The sequence below is a fragment of the Thermus thalpophilus genome (assembly GCF_022760915.1).
GTDB classification, from domain to species: domain Bacteria; phylum Deinococcota; class Deinococci; order Deinococcales; family Thermaceae; genus Thermus; species Thermus thalpophilus.
The window spans coordinates 1-14,266 of record NZ_JAKTNS010000024.1 but is presented as its reverse complement, the minus strand read 5'-3'; the positions used below and the strand labels follow the sequence as shown (position 1 = coordinate 14,266).

At 67.6% G+C, this 14,266-nt stretch carries 16 protein-coding genes, 1 tRNA gene and 1 riboswitch; of the genes, 14 read left to right on the top strand and 3 right to left on the bottom strand.

The genetic code is table 11. The annotated features are described in order from the left end of the window. Window positions 1-9 precede the first annotated feature (9 nt). Entirely contained in the window at window positions 10-1,755 is a 1,746-nt protein-coding gene (locus tag L0D17_RS08975) for a nitrite/sulfite reductase (RefSeq protein ID WP_243094844.1), read from the bottom strand. Between the two features lie 490 nt (window positions 1,756-2,245). After that, a riboswitch (TPP riboswitch) is annotated at window positions 2,246-2,355 on the top strand. 69 nt (window positions 2,356-2,424) lie between these two features. Between L0D17_RS08975 and thiE the strand changes: the two genes are divergently transcribed. Genes thiE through thiD form a run of 7 tightly spaced genes read left to right on the top strand, consistent with a single transcriptional unit; the run spans window position 2,425 to window position 8,318 of the window. Further along, window positions 2,425-3,045, top strand: coding sequence for a thiamine phosphate synthase (gene thiE, locus L0D17_RS08970; RefSeq protein WP_243094843.1), 621 nt, complete (start codon window positions 2,425-2,427; stop codon window positions 3,043-3,045). Next, window positions 3,032-3,226, top strand: coding sequence for a sulfur carrier protein ThiS (gene thiS / locus L0D17_RS08965; RefSeq protein ID WP_039456710.1), 195 nt, complete (start codon window positions 3,032-3,034; stop codon window positions 3,224-3,226). The genes thiE and thiS overlap by 14 nt, the downstream gene beginning before the upstream one ends. Then, window positions 3,227-4,009, top strand: a complete 783-nt coding sequence (locus L0D17_RS08960) for a thiazole synthase (protein WP_126202542.1) — start codon at window positions 3,227-3,229, stop codon at window positions 4,007-4,009. After that, complete coding sequence (locus tag L0D17_RS08955) at window positions 4,006-4,935, top strand: NAD(P)/FAD-dependent oxidoreductase (RefSeq protein WP_243094842.1); 930 nt, start codon at window positions 4,006-4,008, stop codon at window positions 4,933-4,935. Before L0D17_RS08960 ends, L0D17_RS08955 begins: the two co-directional genes overlap by 4 nt. Next, window positions 4,932-6,239, top strand: a complete 1,308-nt coding sequence (gene thiC, locus L0D17_RS08950) for a phosphomethylpyrimidine synthase ThiC (RefSeq protein WP_243094841.1) — start codon at window positions 4,932-4,934, stop codon at window positions 6,237-6,239. Before L0D17_RS08955 ends, thiC begins: the two co-directional genes overlap by 4 nt. A 4-nt stretch (window positions 6,240-6,243) precedes the next feature. Then, on the top strand, window positions 6,244-7,545 hold the full coding sequence (locus L0D17_RS08945) for an MFS transporter (RefSeq protein WP_243094840.1): 1,302 nt from the start codon (window positions 6,244-6,246) through the stop codon (window positions 7,543-7,545). After that, window positions 7,542-8,318 carry a bifunctional hydroxymethylpyrimidine kinase/phosphomethylpyrimidine kinase gene (gene thiD / locus L0D17_RS08940; RefSeq protein ID WP_243094839.1) on the top strand — a complete coding sequence of 259 codons (777 nt, stop codon included), beginning with the start codon at window positions 7,542-7,544 and terminating at the stop codon, window positions 8,316-8,318. Before L0D17_RS08945 ends, thiD begins: the two co-directional genes overlap by 4 nt. Before the next feature lie 62 nt (window positions 8,319-8,380). Here the strand turns inward: thiD and L0D17_RS08935 are convergent. Next, window positions 8,381-8,457, bottom strand: a tRNA-Arg gene (locus tag L0D17_RS08935). A gap of 166 nt (window positions 8,458-8,623) precedes the next feature. Between L0D17_RS08935 and tkt the strand changes: the two genes are divergently transcribed. The 7 genes from tkt to L0D17_RS08900 are packed head-to-tail and all read left to right on the top strand — an operon-like array spanning window position 8,624 to window position 13,297. Further along, a complete protein-coding gene (tkt, locus tag L0D17_RS08930; RefSeq protein ID WP_243094838.1) occupies window positions 8,624-10,579 on the top strand; it encodes a transketolase in 1,956 nt (651 codons plus the stop codon). Next, on the top strand, window positions 10,576-11,265 hold the full coding sequence (locus L0D17_RS08925; protein ID WP_243094837.1) for a 2-phosphosulfolactate phosphatase: 690 nt from the start codon (window positions 10,576-10,578) through the stop codon (window positions 11,263-11,265). Before tkt ends, L0D17_RS08925 begins: the two co-directional genes overlap by 4 nt. 9 nt (window positions 11,266-11,274) lie before the next feature. Further along, window positions 11,275-12,021 carry an HAD-IA family hydrolase gene (locus tag L0D17_RS08920; RefSeq protein WP_243094836.1) on the top strand — a complete coding sequence of 249 codons (747 nt, stop codon included), beginning with the start codon at window positions 11,275-11,277 and terminating at the stop codon, window positions 12,019-12,021. Continuing rightward, window positions 12,006-12,314: a Dabb family protein gene (locus tag L0D17_RS08915; RefSeq protein ID WP_126164550.1), complete on the top strand. Its 309-nt coding sequence runs from the start codon at window positions 12,006-12,008 to the stop codon at window positions 12,312-12,314. Before L0D17_RS08920 ends, L0D17_RS08915 begins: the two co-directional genes overlap by 16 nt. After that, window positions 12,302-12,574 carry an annexin VII gene (locus L0D17_RS08910; protein WP_243094835.1) on the top strand — a complete coding sequence of 91 codons (273 nt, stop codon included), beginning with the start codon at window positions 12,302-12,304 and terminating at the stop codon, window positions 12,572-12,574. The genes L0D17_RS08915 and L0D17_RS08910 overlap by 13 nt, the downstream gene beginning before the upstream one ends. A gap of 8 nt (window positions 12,575-12,582) precedes the next feature. Continuing rightward, window positions 12,583-12,852: a hypothetical protein gene (locus tag L0D17_RS08905; protein WP_243094834.1), complete on the top strand. Its 270-nt coding sequence runs from the start codon at window positions 12,583-12,585 to the stop codon at window positions 12,850-12,852. Window positions 12,853-12,856: 4 nt separating this feature from the next. Then, window positions 12,857-13,297 carry a phosphate-starvation-inducible PsiE family protein gene (locus L0D17_RS08900; protein ID WP_243094833.1) on the top strand — a complete coding sequence of 147 codons (441 nt, stop codon included), beginning with the start codon at window positions 12,857-12,859 and terminating at the stop codon, window positions 13,295-13,297. Here the strand turns inward: L0D17_RS08900 and L0D17_RS13610 are convergent. Then, complete coding sequence (locus L0D17_RS13610; RefSeq protein WP_279231683.1) at window positions 13,275-14,180, bottom strand: LysR family transcriptional regulator; 906 nt, start codon at window positions 14,178-14,180, stop codon at window positions 13,275-13,277. The genes L0D17_RS08900 and L0D17_RS13610 overlap by 23 nt on opposite strands. Window positions 14,181-14,266: the final 86 nt, after the last annotated feature.

The window sequence follows — 14,266 nt, the reverse complement described above, 5'->3', positions numbered from 1 at the left end:
GCCACCTCCCTATACGGCGCACTCCCCGCGCCCAAGCTGCACGCTGAACGCCTCCCCTTCCGCCCCCAGGTCCTGGTAGAACTCCGGGGCCTCCGCGTAGGGAGGTACCTCCTGAAGGTCCTGGAGAACGGCCTTGAAGGAGGCGGGCCCCACGCGGTCCAAGTAGGCTTGGAAGCTCTCCCCATTCTGCCGCTCCGCCTCGTAGCGCTTTAGGATCCGCTCCACCGCCTCGGGGACCCGGCGGGCGGGGATGCGGCCCACCACCTGGCCGAAGCGGGCCTCCCCCTCCCGGGTGCGCCCGCCCAAGAGGAGGACGTAGTGGGGCACCTCGCGGTCCTCCACCTTGCGGCTGGAGCCGTAGAAGCCGATGTCGGCGATGTGGTGCTGGCCGCAGGAGTTGGGGCAGCCGGAGATCTTGATGCTGATGGCCTTCACCCCTGGGTCCTGGGCCAGGGGTAGGGCCTCCAGCCTTTCCCCCAGGGCTTGGGCTAGGCCCCGGGAGCGGGTGATGGCCAGGTTGCAGGTGTCGGCCCCAGGGCAGCGGGTGATGTCCAGGACGGTGTGGGCCTCGGCGTGGGCTAGGCCCGCCTGCAAAAGGGCCTCGTAAAGCCCCCCTAAGGCCTCCTCCGGGACGAAGCGGAGGAGGAGGTTCTGGCTGATGGCGCTCCGGATCTCCCCAGCATAGGTTTCCGCGATCTCCGCCAGGGCCCTAAGGCCCTCCGGGGTGATGTCCCCCAAGGGTAGGCGGACGGTGACGGTGTAGAAGCCTTCCTGCTTCTGCCGGAAGAGGTTCGTGCGCCGCCAAGCGTCAAAGCCCGGGGCGAAGGAGAAGGGCTTTTGGGGAGGATTGGGGAGGCGAGGGGGCGGGGCTTCCTCGGGAGGGGCCCAGGCCTCGAGGTCCGCCCCGCTGGCCGTGAGCTTCACCAGGCGCCGTTCCTCCCGCACCGCCTCCCGGAAGGCGGCGATGCCCCACTTCTTCACCAGGAACTTGAGCCGGGCCTGGGTGAGGACCTTGCGGTTCCCGTAGCGGTCAAAGAGGCGGATGATGGCGAGCATGGTGGGGAGGAGGTCCTCCTCGGGGGTGAAGGGCTCCAAAAGCTCGGCGCTCATGGGGGCCGCCCCAAGCCCCCCGCCCACGTAGATGCGGAAGCCCCGCTTCCCCCCCTCCACCGCCGCCACCACCCCGATGTCGTGGATGGGGGTGCGGGCGTGGTCTGTGGCGCACCCTTCAAAGGCCACCTTGAACTTACGGGGCAGGTTCTGCCCCACGGGGTGGCGGAGGAAGTAGCGGTACGCCCGCTCCGCGTAGGGGGTGACGTCAAAGGGCTCCTCCGGGGAGACCCCGGCGTAGGGGCAACAGGTGATGGCCCGGATGGAGTGGCCGCAGGCCTCCCGGGTGGTGAGGCCCACGGCGTTCACCGCCCGGAGCACCTTGGGCACGTCCCGGCGGTGCACGTGGTGGAGCTGCACCGCCTGGCGGGTGGTCACGTGGGCCAGGCGGTTTTCCGCGTAGCGCTCGGCCACCTCCGCCAGCACCCTTAGGCCTTCAGGGGTGGTGCGGCCCACGGGGAGCTTGATGCGGATCATGTGGTGCTCGGGGCGTCCCCGGATCCCATAGATCCCGTTCTTAAGGCGAAAGACCCGGAAGTCCTCGGGGTCTTCCTCCCCCGCCTCGAGGCGGGCGATCATGGCCTCGAGGTAGCGGATTTCCGCTTCCACCGCTTCGTCCTGCTGGATCTCCCTAACCCCTGGCATCTTCCCTCCCTCCCCCGGCCTCGGGGGTTACCCAGGAAGATATACCATTGAGTCTGTAAAAGTCAAGGGTATGCGCCACCAAATCCTGGGCCCCGTAGGGGGAATGGACGGGGGTTGGGGCGACGTGGGAGGGGTCCCTGCGGGTGTTCCCGCTAGGCGGCCGAGGTCGCTTAGGGCTACACCCAAGGCCAGAGCCCCCCACCGGGCCGGGATGGGAAGGGTTTGGCCCGGGGCGTCCCCAAAGGGTTGGAAGAGGGGTAACAAAAGAAGGCCAAGGGCCAGGGGGGAAGGAGGGCGGCAAGGAAGAGGAAAAGCGCCCCGGCAAGAAGGAGCAGAAAGGCCGCCACGGCCAGGCCCAGGTGCATGGGGTCGGGCCTGGGGGAAGAATGAAGGGAGCCACAGGAGAAGGGCGGGGGCGAGACGGGGGCGCATGGGTTTTTCCCAGGGTAGCTTCCTTCCCTTTCCGGCAAGGGGGGCGTGCTATAGTAAGGGGGCAGGCTAGGGGTGCCCCAATGGAGGGGCTGAGAGCTGGGTGTTTCCCAGCAACCCTTGGAACCTGATCCGGGTAATGCCGGCGGAGGGAAGCCTATGCGGAAGACCCAAATCCCCCAAAACCCAACACCCCGTGGGCCGCGTGGGCTTTTCCCGCTGGCCTGAGGGGGTGGAAGGTTGCTTGGGAGGCTCTACCTGGTGGTGACCCCAAGGCCGGGGTGGTCTAGGGAAAAGATTTTGGACCGCACCGAGCGGGCCCTTGGGGGCGGCGTGGAGGTTTTGCAGCTTCGGGCCAAGGACTGGGAGGCGAGGCCCATCCTGGAGCTGGGAGAGCGGATGCTGGCCTTGGCCAAGGGCTACGGGGTTCCCTTTTTCCTCAACGACCGCCCGGACCTGGCCGCCCTCCTGGGGGCGGATGGGGTGCACCTGGGGCAGGGGGACCTCACGCCAGCGGAGGCGCGGCGCTTCTTCCAGGGCTTAATCGGCCGCTCCACCCACGCCCCGGAGCAGGCGCTAAAGGCCCTGGATGAGGGGGCCGATTACCTTTCCGTGGGGCCGGTGTGGGAGACGCCCACCAAGCCGGGGCGGAAAGCGGCGGGGCTGGGCTACGTCCGCTTTGCGGCGGAGCACCTGGGGGAGAAGCCCTGGTTCGCCATCGGCGGCATTGACCTCATCAACCTGGACCGGGTCCTCGAGGCTGGGGCGAGGCGCGTGGTGGTGGTTCGGGCCATCCTGGACGCCGAGGACCCCGAGGGCGCGGCCAAGGCCTTCCGGGAGCGGCTTTATGGTGTGGCTTAACGGCGAGCCCAAGCCCTTGGAGGGCAGGACGCTTAAAGAGGTCCTGGAGGAACTGGGCGTGGCCTTGGAACGGGTCGCCGTCCTCCTCAACGAGGAGGCGTTCCCTGGGGCTGAGGTGCCGGAGCGGGTCTTGAAGGAGGGCGACGTGGTGGAGGTGGTGGCCCTGATGCAGGGGGGCTAGATGGATAGCTGGAAGGTGGGCGACCGGGAGCTAAAAAGCCGCCTCATCCTGGGGTCCGGCAAGTTCAAGGACTTCGGGGTGATGCGGGAGGCCATAGAGGCGGCGGGAGCGGAGGTGGTGACGGTTTCCGTGAGGCGGGTGGAGGTGGGGGCCCCGGGGCACGTGGGGCTTCTGGAGGCCCTGGAGGGGGTGCGGCTTCTCCCCAACACCGCCGGGGCCAAGACGGCGGAGGAGGCGGTGCGCCTCGCCCGGCTGGGCCGCCTCCTCACCGGGGAGAACTGGGTGAAGCTGGAGGTCATCCCCGATTCCACCTACCTTCTCCCTGACCCCTTGGAGACGCTAAAGGCCGCGGAGAGGCTTTTGGAGGAGGGCTTCGTGGTCCTGCCCTACATGGGGCCCGACCTGGTCCTGGCCAAGCGGCTTGCCGCCCTCGGCACCGCCACGGTGATGCCCTTGGCCGCCCCCATCGGCTCGGGCTGGGGGGTGAGGACCCGGGCCCTTCTGGAGCTCTTCGCCCGGGAGCGCCCAAGCCTCCCCCCGGTGGTGGTGGACGCCGGGCTTGGCCTTCCCTCCCATGCCGCGGAGGTGATGGAGCTCGGGCTGGATGCCGTCCTGGTCAACACCGCCATCGCCGAGGCGGAGGACCCCGTGGCCATGGCCGAGGCCTTCCGGCTTGCGGTGGAGGCGGGGAGGAGGGCCCATCTGGCAGGCCCCATGCGGCCAAGGGAGGCGGCGAGCCCCTCGAGCCCCACGGAGGGGGTGCCCTTGGGGAGGCGGGGGTGAGGGCCGAGGTGGCCGTGGTGGGGGCGGGGATCATCGGGGCCCTCACCGCCTACGAGCTCGCCAAGCGGGGGCTTCAGGTGGTCCTGCTGGATGCGGGGAAGGAGGGGGCCGCCACCCGGGCGAGCGCCGGGATGCTCGCCCCCTACCCCGAGGGGCTTTCGGGAGAGCTTCTTGAGGCGGGCCTTTTCGCCCTGGACTACTACCCCGAGCTTTTGGCGGAGCTAAGGGACGAGGGTTTTCCCGTGGAGGCCGGCTTTTCCGGCACCTTCGTGGTGGCCCTGGGGGAAGGGGAGAAGGCGGCCTGGCAGGCGGAGGAGGCCCTGCCCTATCCGGTGCGGGGGGGCTTGGGGGCGAGGCGCTTTCCCGGGGGCTACCTCCACGCCGCGGCGCTCCGGGAGGCCCTCCTTGCCCTCCTGGCCCGGAGGGGTGTTTCCCTCTGGCCCGTGGAGGTGGAGGCGGTGGAGGAGGGAAGGGTGGCCTTCCCGGGGGGTGCGGTGCAGGCCCGACATGTGGTCCTTGCCGTGGGAGCCTGGGCCGCCCGCTTTGGCCTCGGGGTGCGGCCCCTTAGGGGGGAGGCCCTCCTCCTCCAAGGCCCCCCTCCCCCCGGCCCCCTCTTCGCCGGGGAGGGGTACCTCCTCCCCCGGGGGGGAGGGGTCTACGTGGGGGCCACGGGGCGGGAGGGATGGCGGGAAGGGGTGGACCTCTTTGGGCTCCGGTGGCTGGCCGACTACGCCCACGAGCGCTTTCCCCTCCTGGCCGAGGCCCGGTTTAGGGGAGCGGTTTGGGGCTACCGGCCCATGGGGGAGGTCTTTGTGGGCGAGGTGGGGGAGGGCGTGTACGCGGCGGCGGGGCACGGCCGAAACGGCGTGCTCCTCGCTCCTTGGACGGCGAAGCGGCTTCTAAAACTGATGGGGGTGGAAGGATGACGCAGCTGGAAGCGGCGAGGAAGGGGATCATCACCGAGGAGATGGCCTACGTGGCGGAGCGGGAGGGGGTTTCCCCCGAGTTCGTGCGGGAAGGGGTGGCTTCGGGGCGGATCGTCATCCCCCGCAACAAGAACCACGCCACCTTGGTGGACTTCAAGGGTATTGGCGAGGGGCTTTCCGTGAAGATCAACGCCAACCTGGGCACCTCTTACGATTACGTGGAGGTGGAGGAGGAGGTGGAGAAGGCCAAGGTGGCCATCCGCTACGGGGCGGACACCATCATGGACCTCTCCACCGGGGGGGACCTCAAGGAGATCCGGCGGCGGATCCTCGAGGTGGCCACCGTCCCCCTGGGCACCGTGCCCGTCTACGAGGCGGAGTTCCGCGCCGCCAAGCGCAAGAACTTCTTTGACATGTCCGCGGACGAGCTCTTTGAGGTCATTGAGGAGCACGGGAAGCAGGGGGTGGACTACATCACCGTGCACGTGGGGGTGACCTTGAAGAACCTGGAGGTCTACCGAAATAGCCCCCGCACCACGGGCATCGTGAGCCGGGGAGGAGGGCTCATGGCCGCCTGGATGCTCCACCGGGGGGAGGAGAACCCCCTCTACGCCCGCTTTGACGACCTCCTGGACATCGCCCGCACCTACGACATGACCCTCTCCCTGGGGGACGGTCTGCGTCCCGGCTCCCTGGCGGACAGCACCGACCGGGCGCAGATCGCCGAGCTCCTCACCATTGGGGAGCTGATGGAGCGGGCGCGGCGCGCCGGGGTCCAGGCCATGGTGGAAGGCCCCGGGCACATCCCCTTGAACGAGGTGGCCACCAACGTCCAGATCCAGAAGAAGCTCACGGGGTATGCGCCCTTCTACATCCTGGGGATGCTCCCCGTGGACACCGCCGCCGGCTTTGACCACATCGCCGGGGCCATTGGGGGAGCCTTGGCGGGCTGGTGGGGTGCGGACATGCTTTGCTACCTGACCCCGGCGGAGCACCTGGGCCTGCCCACGGCGGAGCAGGTGAAGGCGGGCGTGATCGCCTTCAAGATCGCCGCCCACGCCGCGGACGTGGCCCGGGGGAACCCCAGGGCCCTGGAGCGGAACCGGAGGATGTCCGAGGCCCGCTACCGCCTGGACTGGGAGGCCCAGTTCGCCCTCTGCCTCTTCCCCGAGGAGGCCCGGCGGCTCAAGGAGGAGCGGGGAAGCCGCACCAAGGCCTGCAGCATGTGCGGGCCCTTCTGCCCCATGAACCTGGTGGAGGCGGTGCTGAGGGGCAAGGGGAGGCTGGAGCTTCCGGTAGCTTAAGGCCATGGACGTGCTTTCCCGCTTGGAGCGCCTGCCCCTGGGCAGGCCCCACTACCGCCTGCTCTTCCTCCTGGGCTTGGGTTGGGCCTTGGACGCCATGGACGTGGGCCTCATCAGCTTCACCCTGCCTGCCCTTTCCAGGGAGTTTGGCCTAAGCCCGGTTCAGGCGGGGCTTCTCGGAAGCGCTGGGCTTTTGGGCATGCTCTTAGGGGCTTCCCTGGGCGGGCGGCTCGCCGACCGCTCGGGGCGGAAGGCGGTGGTGGGGTATAGCCTCTTCCTGGCGGGCTTTGGCAGCCTTCTCACCGCTTTGGCCCCAGGCCTGGGGTGGGTCTACCTTTTCCGCTTCCTCACGGGGCTCGGGCTTGGGGCGGAGCTTCCCGTGGCGGCGAGCCTCATGGGGGAGTTTAGCCCCAGGGCCCACCGGGGTCGCATGGTGGTCCTCCTGGAGGCCTTTTGGGCGGTGGGGTGGCTCCTCGCCGCCTTGGTGGGCTACCTCCTGGTCCCGGGCCTGGGCTGGCGGGCGGCCTTCCTCGTGGGGGCCCTTCCCGCCCTTTACGCCGCCTACCTGAGGCTTTCCCTGCCCGAGTCGCCCCGCTGGCTTTTGGCCCAGGGGCGCCTGAAGGAGGCGGAGGACGTGGTGGCCGCTTGGGAAAAGGCCTTTCCCCATCCCTTGCCCCCGGCTTCCCCCGTTCCCTCCCCCAGGGCTTACCCCTACGCCGCCCTCTTCCGCCCGCCCCTTTTACGCCGCACCCTTTTTCTCTCCCTCGCCTGGTTCGCCCTGAACGCCGGCTACTACGGGGCCTTCATCTGGCTTCCTTCCCTTCTCGTGGCCCAGGGGTACACCCTGGTGCGCTCCCTGGAATATGTCCTCCTCATCACCCTGGCCCAGGTGCCGGGGTACCTGGCCGCCGCCTTTTTGGTGGAGCGCCTGGGGCGCAGGCCGGTCCTGGTGGCCTTTTTGGCCTTCTCCGCCCTTGCCGCTTGCCTCCTCTCCCGGGCCTCCTCCCCGGGGGAGGTGCTCCTTTTCGGAAGCCTCCTCTCCTTCTTCAACCTGGGGGCCTGGGGGGCCATCTACGCCTACACCCCTGAGCTTTTCCCCACCGCCCTGCGGGGGAGTGGGGCGGGGCTGGTTGCCGCCGTGGGCCGGGTGGGGGGGATCGCGGCGCCCTACGCCACCGGGGCCCTGCTCCCCGCCCTGGGGCCGGGAGGCGTGTTGGCCCTCCACGGGGGGCTTCTCCTTCTGGCGGGGCTTTTTGCCTTCGGGGTGGGGGTGGAGACCCGGGGCAGGCCCTTGGAGGAAAGATGAGGGTGGCCCTCACCATCGCCGGCTCGGACTCCGGGGGTGGGGCGGGGGTGCAGGCGGACCTCAAGACCTTTTTCCGCTTCGGGGTCTATGGGGCGAGCGCCCTCACCCTGGTCACGGCCCAGAACACCTTGGGGGTGCAGCGGGTTCACCTCCTTCCCCCGGAGCTCGTCTACGCCCAGATCCAAAGCGTGGCCGAGGACCTTCCCGTCCACGCCGCCAAGACCGGGGCCTTGGGAAGCGGGGAGATCGTGGCTGCGGTGGCGGAGGCGGTGGCCCGCTTCGGCCTGAGGCCCTTGGTGGTAGACCCCGTGATGGTGGCCAAGGGCGGGGATCCCCTTCTCGCCGAGGAGGCCGTGGCAGCGCTAAAGGAGCGGCTTTTTCCCTTGGCGGACCTCATCACCCCAAACCGCCTCGAGGCCGAGGCCCTCTTGGGGAGGCCCATCCGCACCCTGGAGGAGGCGAAGGAGGCCGCCCAGGCCCTTTTGGCCCTGGGTCCCAAGGCGGTGCTCCTCAAAGGGGGGCACCTGGAGGGGGAGGAGGCGGTGGACCTCCTGGCGACCCGGGAGGGGGTGCAGGCCTACGCCGCGCCTCGGGTGGCCACCCGGAACACCCACGGCACGGGCTGTACCCTCTCGGCGGCCATCGCCGCCCTATTGGCCCTGGGGAGGCCCTTGGCCAAGGCGGTGGCGGAGGCCAAGGCCTACCTTACCCGCGCCCTAAAGACGGCGCCCCCCTTGGGCCATGGCCACGGCCCCTTGAACCACTGGGCGTAGGAGGAAGGGGTGAAAAGATTTCCGCCCTCACTTACGAGGGCGGAAGCTTTGCGTCCTGGTCTTGGTGCGCCCGGAGGGATTCGAACCCCCGACCTAGGGCTTAGGAAGCCCCCGCTCTATCCTGCTGAGCTACGGGCGCCCACGCCCTTGGGATTTTAGCACCCCCCAAGGGGGAAGGCAACTGCCCCGGGTTCGGTATAGTCTTTCGGGGGGGATAGGGGGCGCTTCATAAGTCTCCACTTTATGGACAAGCGCTCCGGGCTTCCTTGCGCTTTGGCGTGGGGAAGCCTACCCTGGAGGGAACCATGACCCAGACCCAGGACCTCGTTTCCCTTTCGGTGAACGCCATTCGCTTCCTGGCCATAGACGCTGTGGAAAAAGCCAAAAGCGGCCATCCCGGCATGCCCATGGCCATGGCCCCCTTGGCCTACCTCCTCTTCCGGGAGGTGATGCGGCACAACCCCCTGGACCCCACCTGGCCTAACCGGGACCGCTTCGTCCTTTCCGCCGGGCACGGGTCCATGCTCCTTTACGCCACCCTGCACCTCACGGGGTATGACCTTCCCCTGGAGGAGCTCATGCGCTTCCGCCAGTGGGGCTCCAAGACCCCAGGCCACCCCGAGTACGGCCATACCCCGGGGGTGGAGGTGACCACGGGCCCCTTGGGGCAGGGGATTTCCACGGCGGTGGGCCTGGCCCTGGCGGAGAAGAAGCTCGCCGCCGAGTTCAACCGCCCCGGCCACCTTGTGGTGGATCACTACACCTACGTCCTGGCCTCGGACGGAGACCTGATGGAGGGGGTTTCGGGGGAGGCGAGCTCTTTGGCGGGGCAGTGGGGGCTTTCCAAGCTCATCGTCTTCTGGGACGACAACCGCATCTCCATTGACGGCCCCACGGACCTGGCCTTCAGCGAAGACGTCCTCCTGCGCTACCGCGCCTACGGCTGGCAGACCCTAAGGGTGGAGGACGCCAACGATCTAAACGCCCTCCGCCACGCCCTAAGGCTGGCCCAGCTGGACGAGCGTCCCACCCTCATCGCCGTGCGGAGCCACATCGGCTACGGCTCGCCCAAGCAGGACTCCCACAAGGCCCATGGGGAGCCCTTGGGTCCGGAGGCGGTGGAGGCCACCCGCAAAAACCTCGGCTGGCCCTACCCCCCCTTCGTGGTGCCTGAGGAGGTCTACCAGCACATGGACATGCGCGCCCAGGGCAAGGCCTGGCAGGAGGCTTGGGAACGGGTCTTGGAGGCTTACGCCAAGGCCTTCCCGGAGCTATACCAAGAGCTTCGCCGCCGCCTTCAAGGGGAGCTTCCCCCCTTGCCGGAGGAACCGCCCGCCTTTGACAAGCCCCTGGCCACCCGGGCGGCGAGCGGCAAGGTCCTGGACCTCCTCGCTCCCCGTATGCCCGAGCTTGTTGGGGGTAGCGCCGACCTCACCCCTTCCAATAACACCAAGGCCCAGGGCATGGAGGACTTCTCCCCGCAAAACCCCACGGGCCGCTACCTGCGCTTTGGGGTGCGGGAGCACGGCATGGGGGCCATCCTGAACGGGCTCAACCTCCACGGAGGTTTTCGGGCCTACGGGGGGACTTTCCTCGTCTTTTCCGATTACATGCGCCCCGCCGTGCGCCTGGCCGCCTTGATGGGGACGCCCACCATCTTCGTCTACACCCACGACTCCATCGCCTTAGGGGAGGACGGGCCCACCCACCAGCCCATAGAGCACCTCATGAGCCTCCGGGCCATGCCGGGGCTTTGGGTGATCCGCCCCGCCGACGCCCACGAGACCTTCTACGCCTGGCAGGTGGCTTTGCGGCGCAAGGAAGGCCCCACGGCCCTGGTCCTCACGCGGCAGGCGGTGCCCCTCCTGTCCCCCGAGAAGGCCAAGGGGCTTCTCCGGGGCGGGTACGTTCTGGAGGATGCCGAGAACCCCAAAGGGGTCATCGTGGCCACGGGGAGCGAGGTCCACTTGGCCCTAAGGGCCAGGGAGCTTTTAGGGCAGCAGGGCGTTGGGGTGCGGGTGGTGAGCCTGCCCTCCTTTGAGCTTTTTGAAGCCCAACCCGAGGCTTACCGCAAGGAGGTCCTTCCCCCAGGTCTGCCCGTGGTGGCGGTGGAGGCCGGGGCTTCCTTGGGCTGGGAGCGCTACGCCCACAAGGTGGTGGGCCTGGACCGCTTCGGGGCCAGCGCCCCTTACCCCGAGGTCTACGAGCGGCTTGGGTTCACCCCGGAAAGGGTGGCGGAGGCGCTATTGGCGTTGCTATGAAGTTTCACGTTCACCTCCTGCCCCCACCGACCCCTCCTCGAGGGGTAGTGGTGGTGGTGGACGTCATCCGTGCCACCACCACCGCTGCCCTCTACCTAAAAGAAGGGGCCGAGGCCTTGGTCCTGGCTCTTGGGGTGGAGGCGGCCAAGCGCTTGCGGAAGCCGGGAGAGCTCTTGGCGGGGGAAGTGGGGGGGCTTCCGCCGCCAGGGTTTACGCTGGGAAACTCCCCCCAGGAAGCCCATAAGGCCAGGGGGAAGAGGGTAGTTATGGCCACCACCAACGGCACCCGGGCTGCCCATGCGGTGCTAGGGGCAGAGGAGATCTTCCTCGGTTCCTTGCAGAACGCCCGGGCGGTGGCCCAGAGGGCCGGGGCTTGGGGGAGGGAGGTTCACCTGGTGTGTGCGGGCAAGGAGGGGGGTGTGGCCCTGGACGACCTGTACACCGCTGGGGTTATCGGCCAGCGCTTACGTGAGTTGGGGTTTGCGCCGCAAGGGGATGGGTCCCATATGGCGCTCTTGCTTGCCCCCCATCCCCCGTTGGAGGTGCTCCGGGTTTCCGAGGCGGCCAAGGCCCTGGAAGGGGTGGGGTTGGGCACCGACGTGGCGGAGTGCGCCCAGGTGGATACGCACTCCGTGGTGCCCCGTTACCTCGGTCAGCGGGGTGAGGGGATGGTTTTCGGCCTTTAGGAGAGGAAGGTGATTAGGGCGCTTTTGGTGGACCTAGACGGGACCTTGGCGGAAACGGAGGAGCTCCATCGGGAGGCCTTCAACCGGGTTTTCCAAGAGAGGGGGCTTCCCCTCCATTGGGACCAGGACACCTATGCCCGGCTCCTCCGGATTACCGGGGGGAAAGAGCGGATAGCCCGGGCCCTCGAGGCTTGCCCGGACTGCCCCCGGCTAGATGCGGGCACCGTCGCCGAAGTCCATCGGCGCAAGACCGAGGTGTACCAGTCGCTTTTGTGGGAAAAGGAAGTGGCCCTACGGCCGGGGGTGGTACGGGTGCTGACGGAGGCTAAGGAAGCGGGACTGACCTTGGCCCTTTGCACCACCACGGACCCCAAGGGTGCCGCCACTTTCCTGGAGGCCGCGGGCCTTTCCCCCTTTTTTGATCTGGTTTTGGCTGGGGATGCGGTTCCCCGCAAGAAGCCCTACCCTGCCATCTTCTTGCTGGCCCGTGAACTCTTGGGATTGCAGGGGCCCGAGGGCATCGTATTGGAAGACTCGGAACCCGGGCTCCAGGCGGGCGTGGGAGCGGGCTTTCCCGTGGTGGTTACCCCCAGCTTCTACACCAGGGACCACAACTTTCGCAGGGCCACGGCCCTCCTGCCCCACTTGGGGGAGCCTGGGCGGCCCGCCCCTGTGCTTCAGGGGCCCCGGCAAGGGGAGAAGGTGGTGGTAGACCGCCTGTACCTGGAGGAGGTGGCGGCATGGTGGAGCATCTGATCCTTTTCAACTGGGATGGGGATGAGGAGGAGGTCTTGGCCATGGTGGAAGAGGCAAGGCGGGTTCTGCTGGAAATCCCAGGCGTTTGCGGGCTGGCCTTCGGGCGGGCTTTAGCGCCCGGGACGCGGTACCGCTACTGGCTTTCCCTCCGCTTCCGGGGGGCGGAAGTGGTGCCGTTTTACAGGGACCACCCCACACACCAGCGCTTTGCCAACCAGGTTTTCCGGCCCAAGGCCAAGGATCGCCTGACCACGGATTTTGAGGTGTTGGAGGAAGTGCCGTGCGGGAGCTAACTTACCGGGAGGCAGAGGCTTTGGCCCGGCGGGTCCTGGTGGATGGGGTGGGGGAGGGGTTGGTTTTGGAAGGGGAGGGGGGCTTTTACGCCCTTTACTACTTCTTTGGCCTTTGGGGCAGGCGGGCTCTTGAACCGGAGGAAGTGCCGGACTGGGTGGAAGGACCGCGGCCCACTCCAGAGAGCTTCCTCGCTCCCTACGACCAAGTCCAGTGGCTGGAACGCCACGGCTACACGGTCTTTGTCAACGAGTCCAAGTAGGAGGGGGTATGGAGTACGATGAAATGCCCTACGCTGAGGCCAAGGCCAAGGCGGTCAAGGTTTTGGAAGACGGCTACGGCGATGCGGTCATCCTGAAGGATGCGCACGGCTACTGGGCCCTTTACTACTTCTACGGCTTCCAAGCCCCACCGCCCACGGCCCGGCCCCACTGGATGGAAGGCCCTGTGGCCGACCCCGCTACCCTGCGTCCCCCTTATGCCATGAAAAGGTTTTTGGAAGAACAGGGAGATTTTGACTACCTAAACGACGTAGACTAAAGGGGTGAAGCGGGACGCTTTTCGCATCCTCCAGGCCACGGAGACCGTCATTTACCTCTTTGCCGGCTTCCTAATTGCCGGGGGGGCGGCGGTTCTCCTGGTGTCTTCCCTTGTGGAGGGGATTCACCACTTGGTGGCTGGGGACTATGGCGAGGTGGCCTTGGGTCTATTGGACCGGGTGCTCCTGGCTCTGATGCTGGCGGAGATCCTGTACACGCTTTTGCGCTTTGCCCGAGAAGGTACCCTCGAGCCCACGCCCTTTCTCATCATCGGCATCATCGCCGCGGTGCGAAGGGTCTTGGTGCTCACCGCCGAGGCGGTGGAGCGATTTGACCTGCAAGACCCCGCTTTTATAGCGGTGCTGGCCGAGCTTGGCCTTTTGGGGCTGATGGTGGTGGCCTTTGCCCTGGCCATCCGGCTGGTCAGGCCTTCAGGAGTTCCGTGAGGGCTTGGGCCGCTGGGTTGGACACCACCTTGGGGTGGACCAGCCAGAAGTAGCGGCGAATTTCCCCCACGGGCTCCTCGAGGCGGAGGGCCCGGAGGTTGCCCACCTTGAGGTTGGGCTGGACCACCACCCGGCTCACGATGCCCACCCCCGCCCCCGCCAGCACCAGGCGTTTGGTGACCTCGTTGTTGTCCGTGTAGAAGGTAGGGTTGAGCTCCAGGCCTGCTTGCTCAAAGGCCCGTTCCAGGGCTCGCCAGGTCATGGACCCGGGCTTGCGCACCACAAGGCTTTCTCCCTTTAGCCACTCGGGCGGCACCGCCTCCCGCCCTGCCCAGGGGTGGTCTGGGGGAACGATGAGCACCAGCTCGTCCTCGTAAAAGAGGTGGCGTTCGTAGCCGTCCCAGTGCTCCACACCCTCCAGCACCGCAAGCTCTAGCTCTCCCATGCGGAGCCGCTCCGCGAGCCGCTCCGAGGAGCCACTTTCCACGTGGACCCGCACGCCAGGGTAGACTTGGTGGAAGTTTTGCAAGTAGATGGGGACCACGTAGGTGGCCATGGTGGTGGAGGCTCCCAAGGTGACCTCCCCCAGTTCCAGCCGCCCCATGGCTTGGGACACTCGCTGAAACTCCTCCAGCGCCTGCACCACCCGCCTGGCTTCGGGCAGGAGGGCCTGGCCCACCCGAGAGAGGACCAGGTGCCGGCCCTGGCGCTCAAAGAGCGGGTGGCCCACGTGGTCTTCCAAGGCCCGCAGGTACTGGCTCACCGCCGGCTGGGTGATGCCCAGGGCCAAAGCTGCCCGCCCCACACCTCCTTCCTCCACCACAGCCACGAACACCCGTAGGGCGGCGGGGTTCGGCAGTTTAGCGTTTTTAGATATGAGCATGGACTTATATCCGACATTCCGCACCCCTCTCCCTTGGCCTTAGGATTTTGGGATGGAAACCACACCCAACCTACAGGTGTACGACC

Coding starts and splice junctions, on each gene's coding strand:
- L0D17_RS08975 (WP_243094844.1), bottom strand. CDS start 1,755: ATGCCAGGGGTTAGGGAGATCCAGCAGGACGAAGCGGTGGAAGCGGAA.
- thiS (WP_039456710.1), top strand. CDS start 3,032: ATGGTGTGGCTTAACGGCGAGCCCAAGCCCTTGGAGGGCAGGACGCTT.
- L0D17_RS08960 (WP_126202542.1), top strand. CDS start 3,227: ATGGATAGCTGGAAGGTGGGCGACCGGGAGCTAAAAAGCCGCCTCATC.
- thiC (WP_243094841.1), top strand. CDS start 4,932: ATGACGCAGCTGGAAGCGGCGAGGAAGGGGATCATCACCGAGGAGATG.
- L0D17_RS08945 (WP_243094840.1), top strand. CDS start 6,244: ATGGACGTGCTTTCCCGCTTGGAGCGCCTGCCCCTGGGCAGGCCCCAC.
- thiD (WP_243094839.1), top strand. CDS start 7,542: ATGAGGGTGGCCCTCACCATCGCCGGCTCGGACTCCGGGGGTGGGGCG.
- tkt (WP_243094838.1), top strand. CDS start 8,624: ATGACCCAGACCCAGGACCTCGTTTCCCTTTCGGTGAACGCCATTCGC.
- L0D17_RS08925 (WP_243094837.1), top strand. CDS start 10,576: ATGAAGTTTCACGTTCACCTCCTGCCCCCACCGACCCCTCCTCGAGGG.
- L0D17_RS08915 (WP_126164550.1), top strand. CDS start 12,006: ATGGTGGAGCATCTGATCCTTTTCAACTGGGATGGGGATGAGGAGGAG.
- L0D17_RS08905 (WP_243094834.1), top strand. CDS start 12,583: ATGGAGTACGATGAAATGCCCTACGCTGAGGCCAAGGCCAAGGCGGTC.
- L0D17_RS13610 (WP_279231683.1), bottom strand. CDS start 14,180: ATGCTCATATCTAAAAACGCTAAACTGCCGAACCCCGCCGCCCTACGG.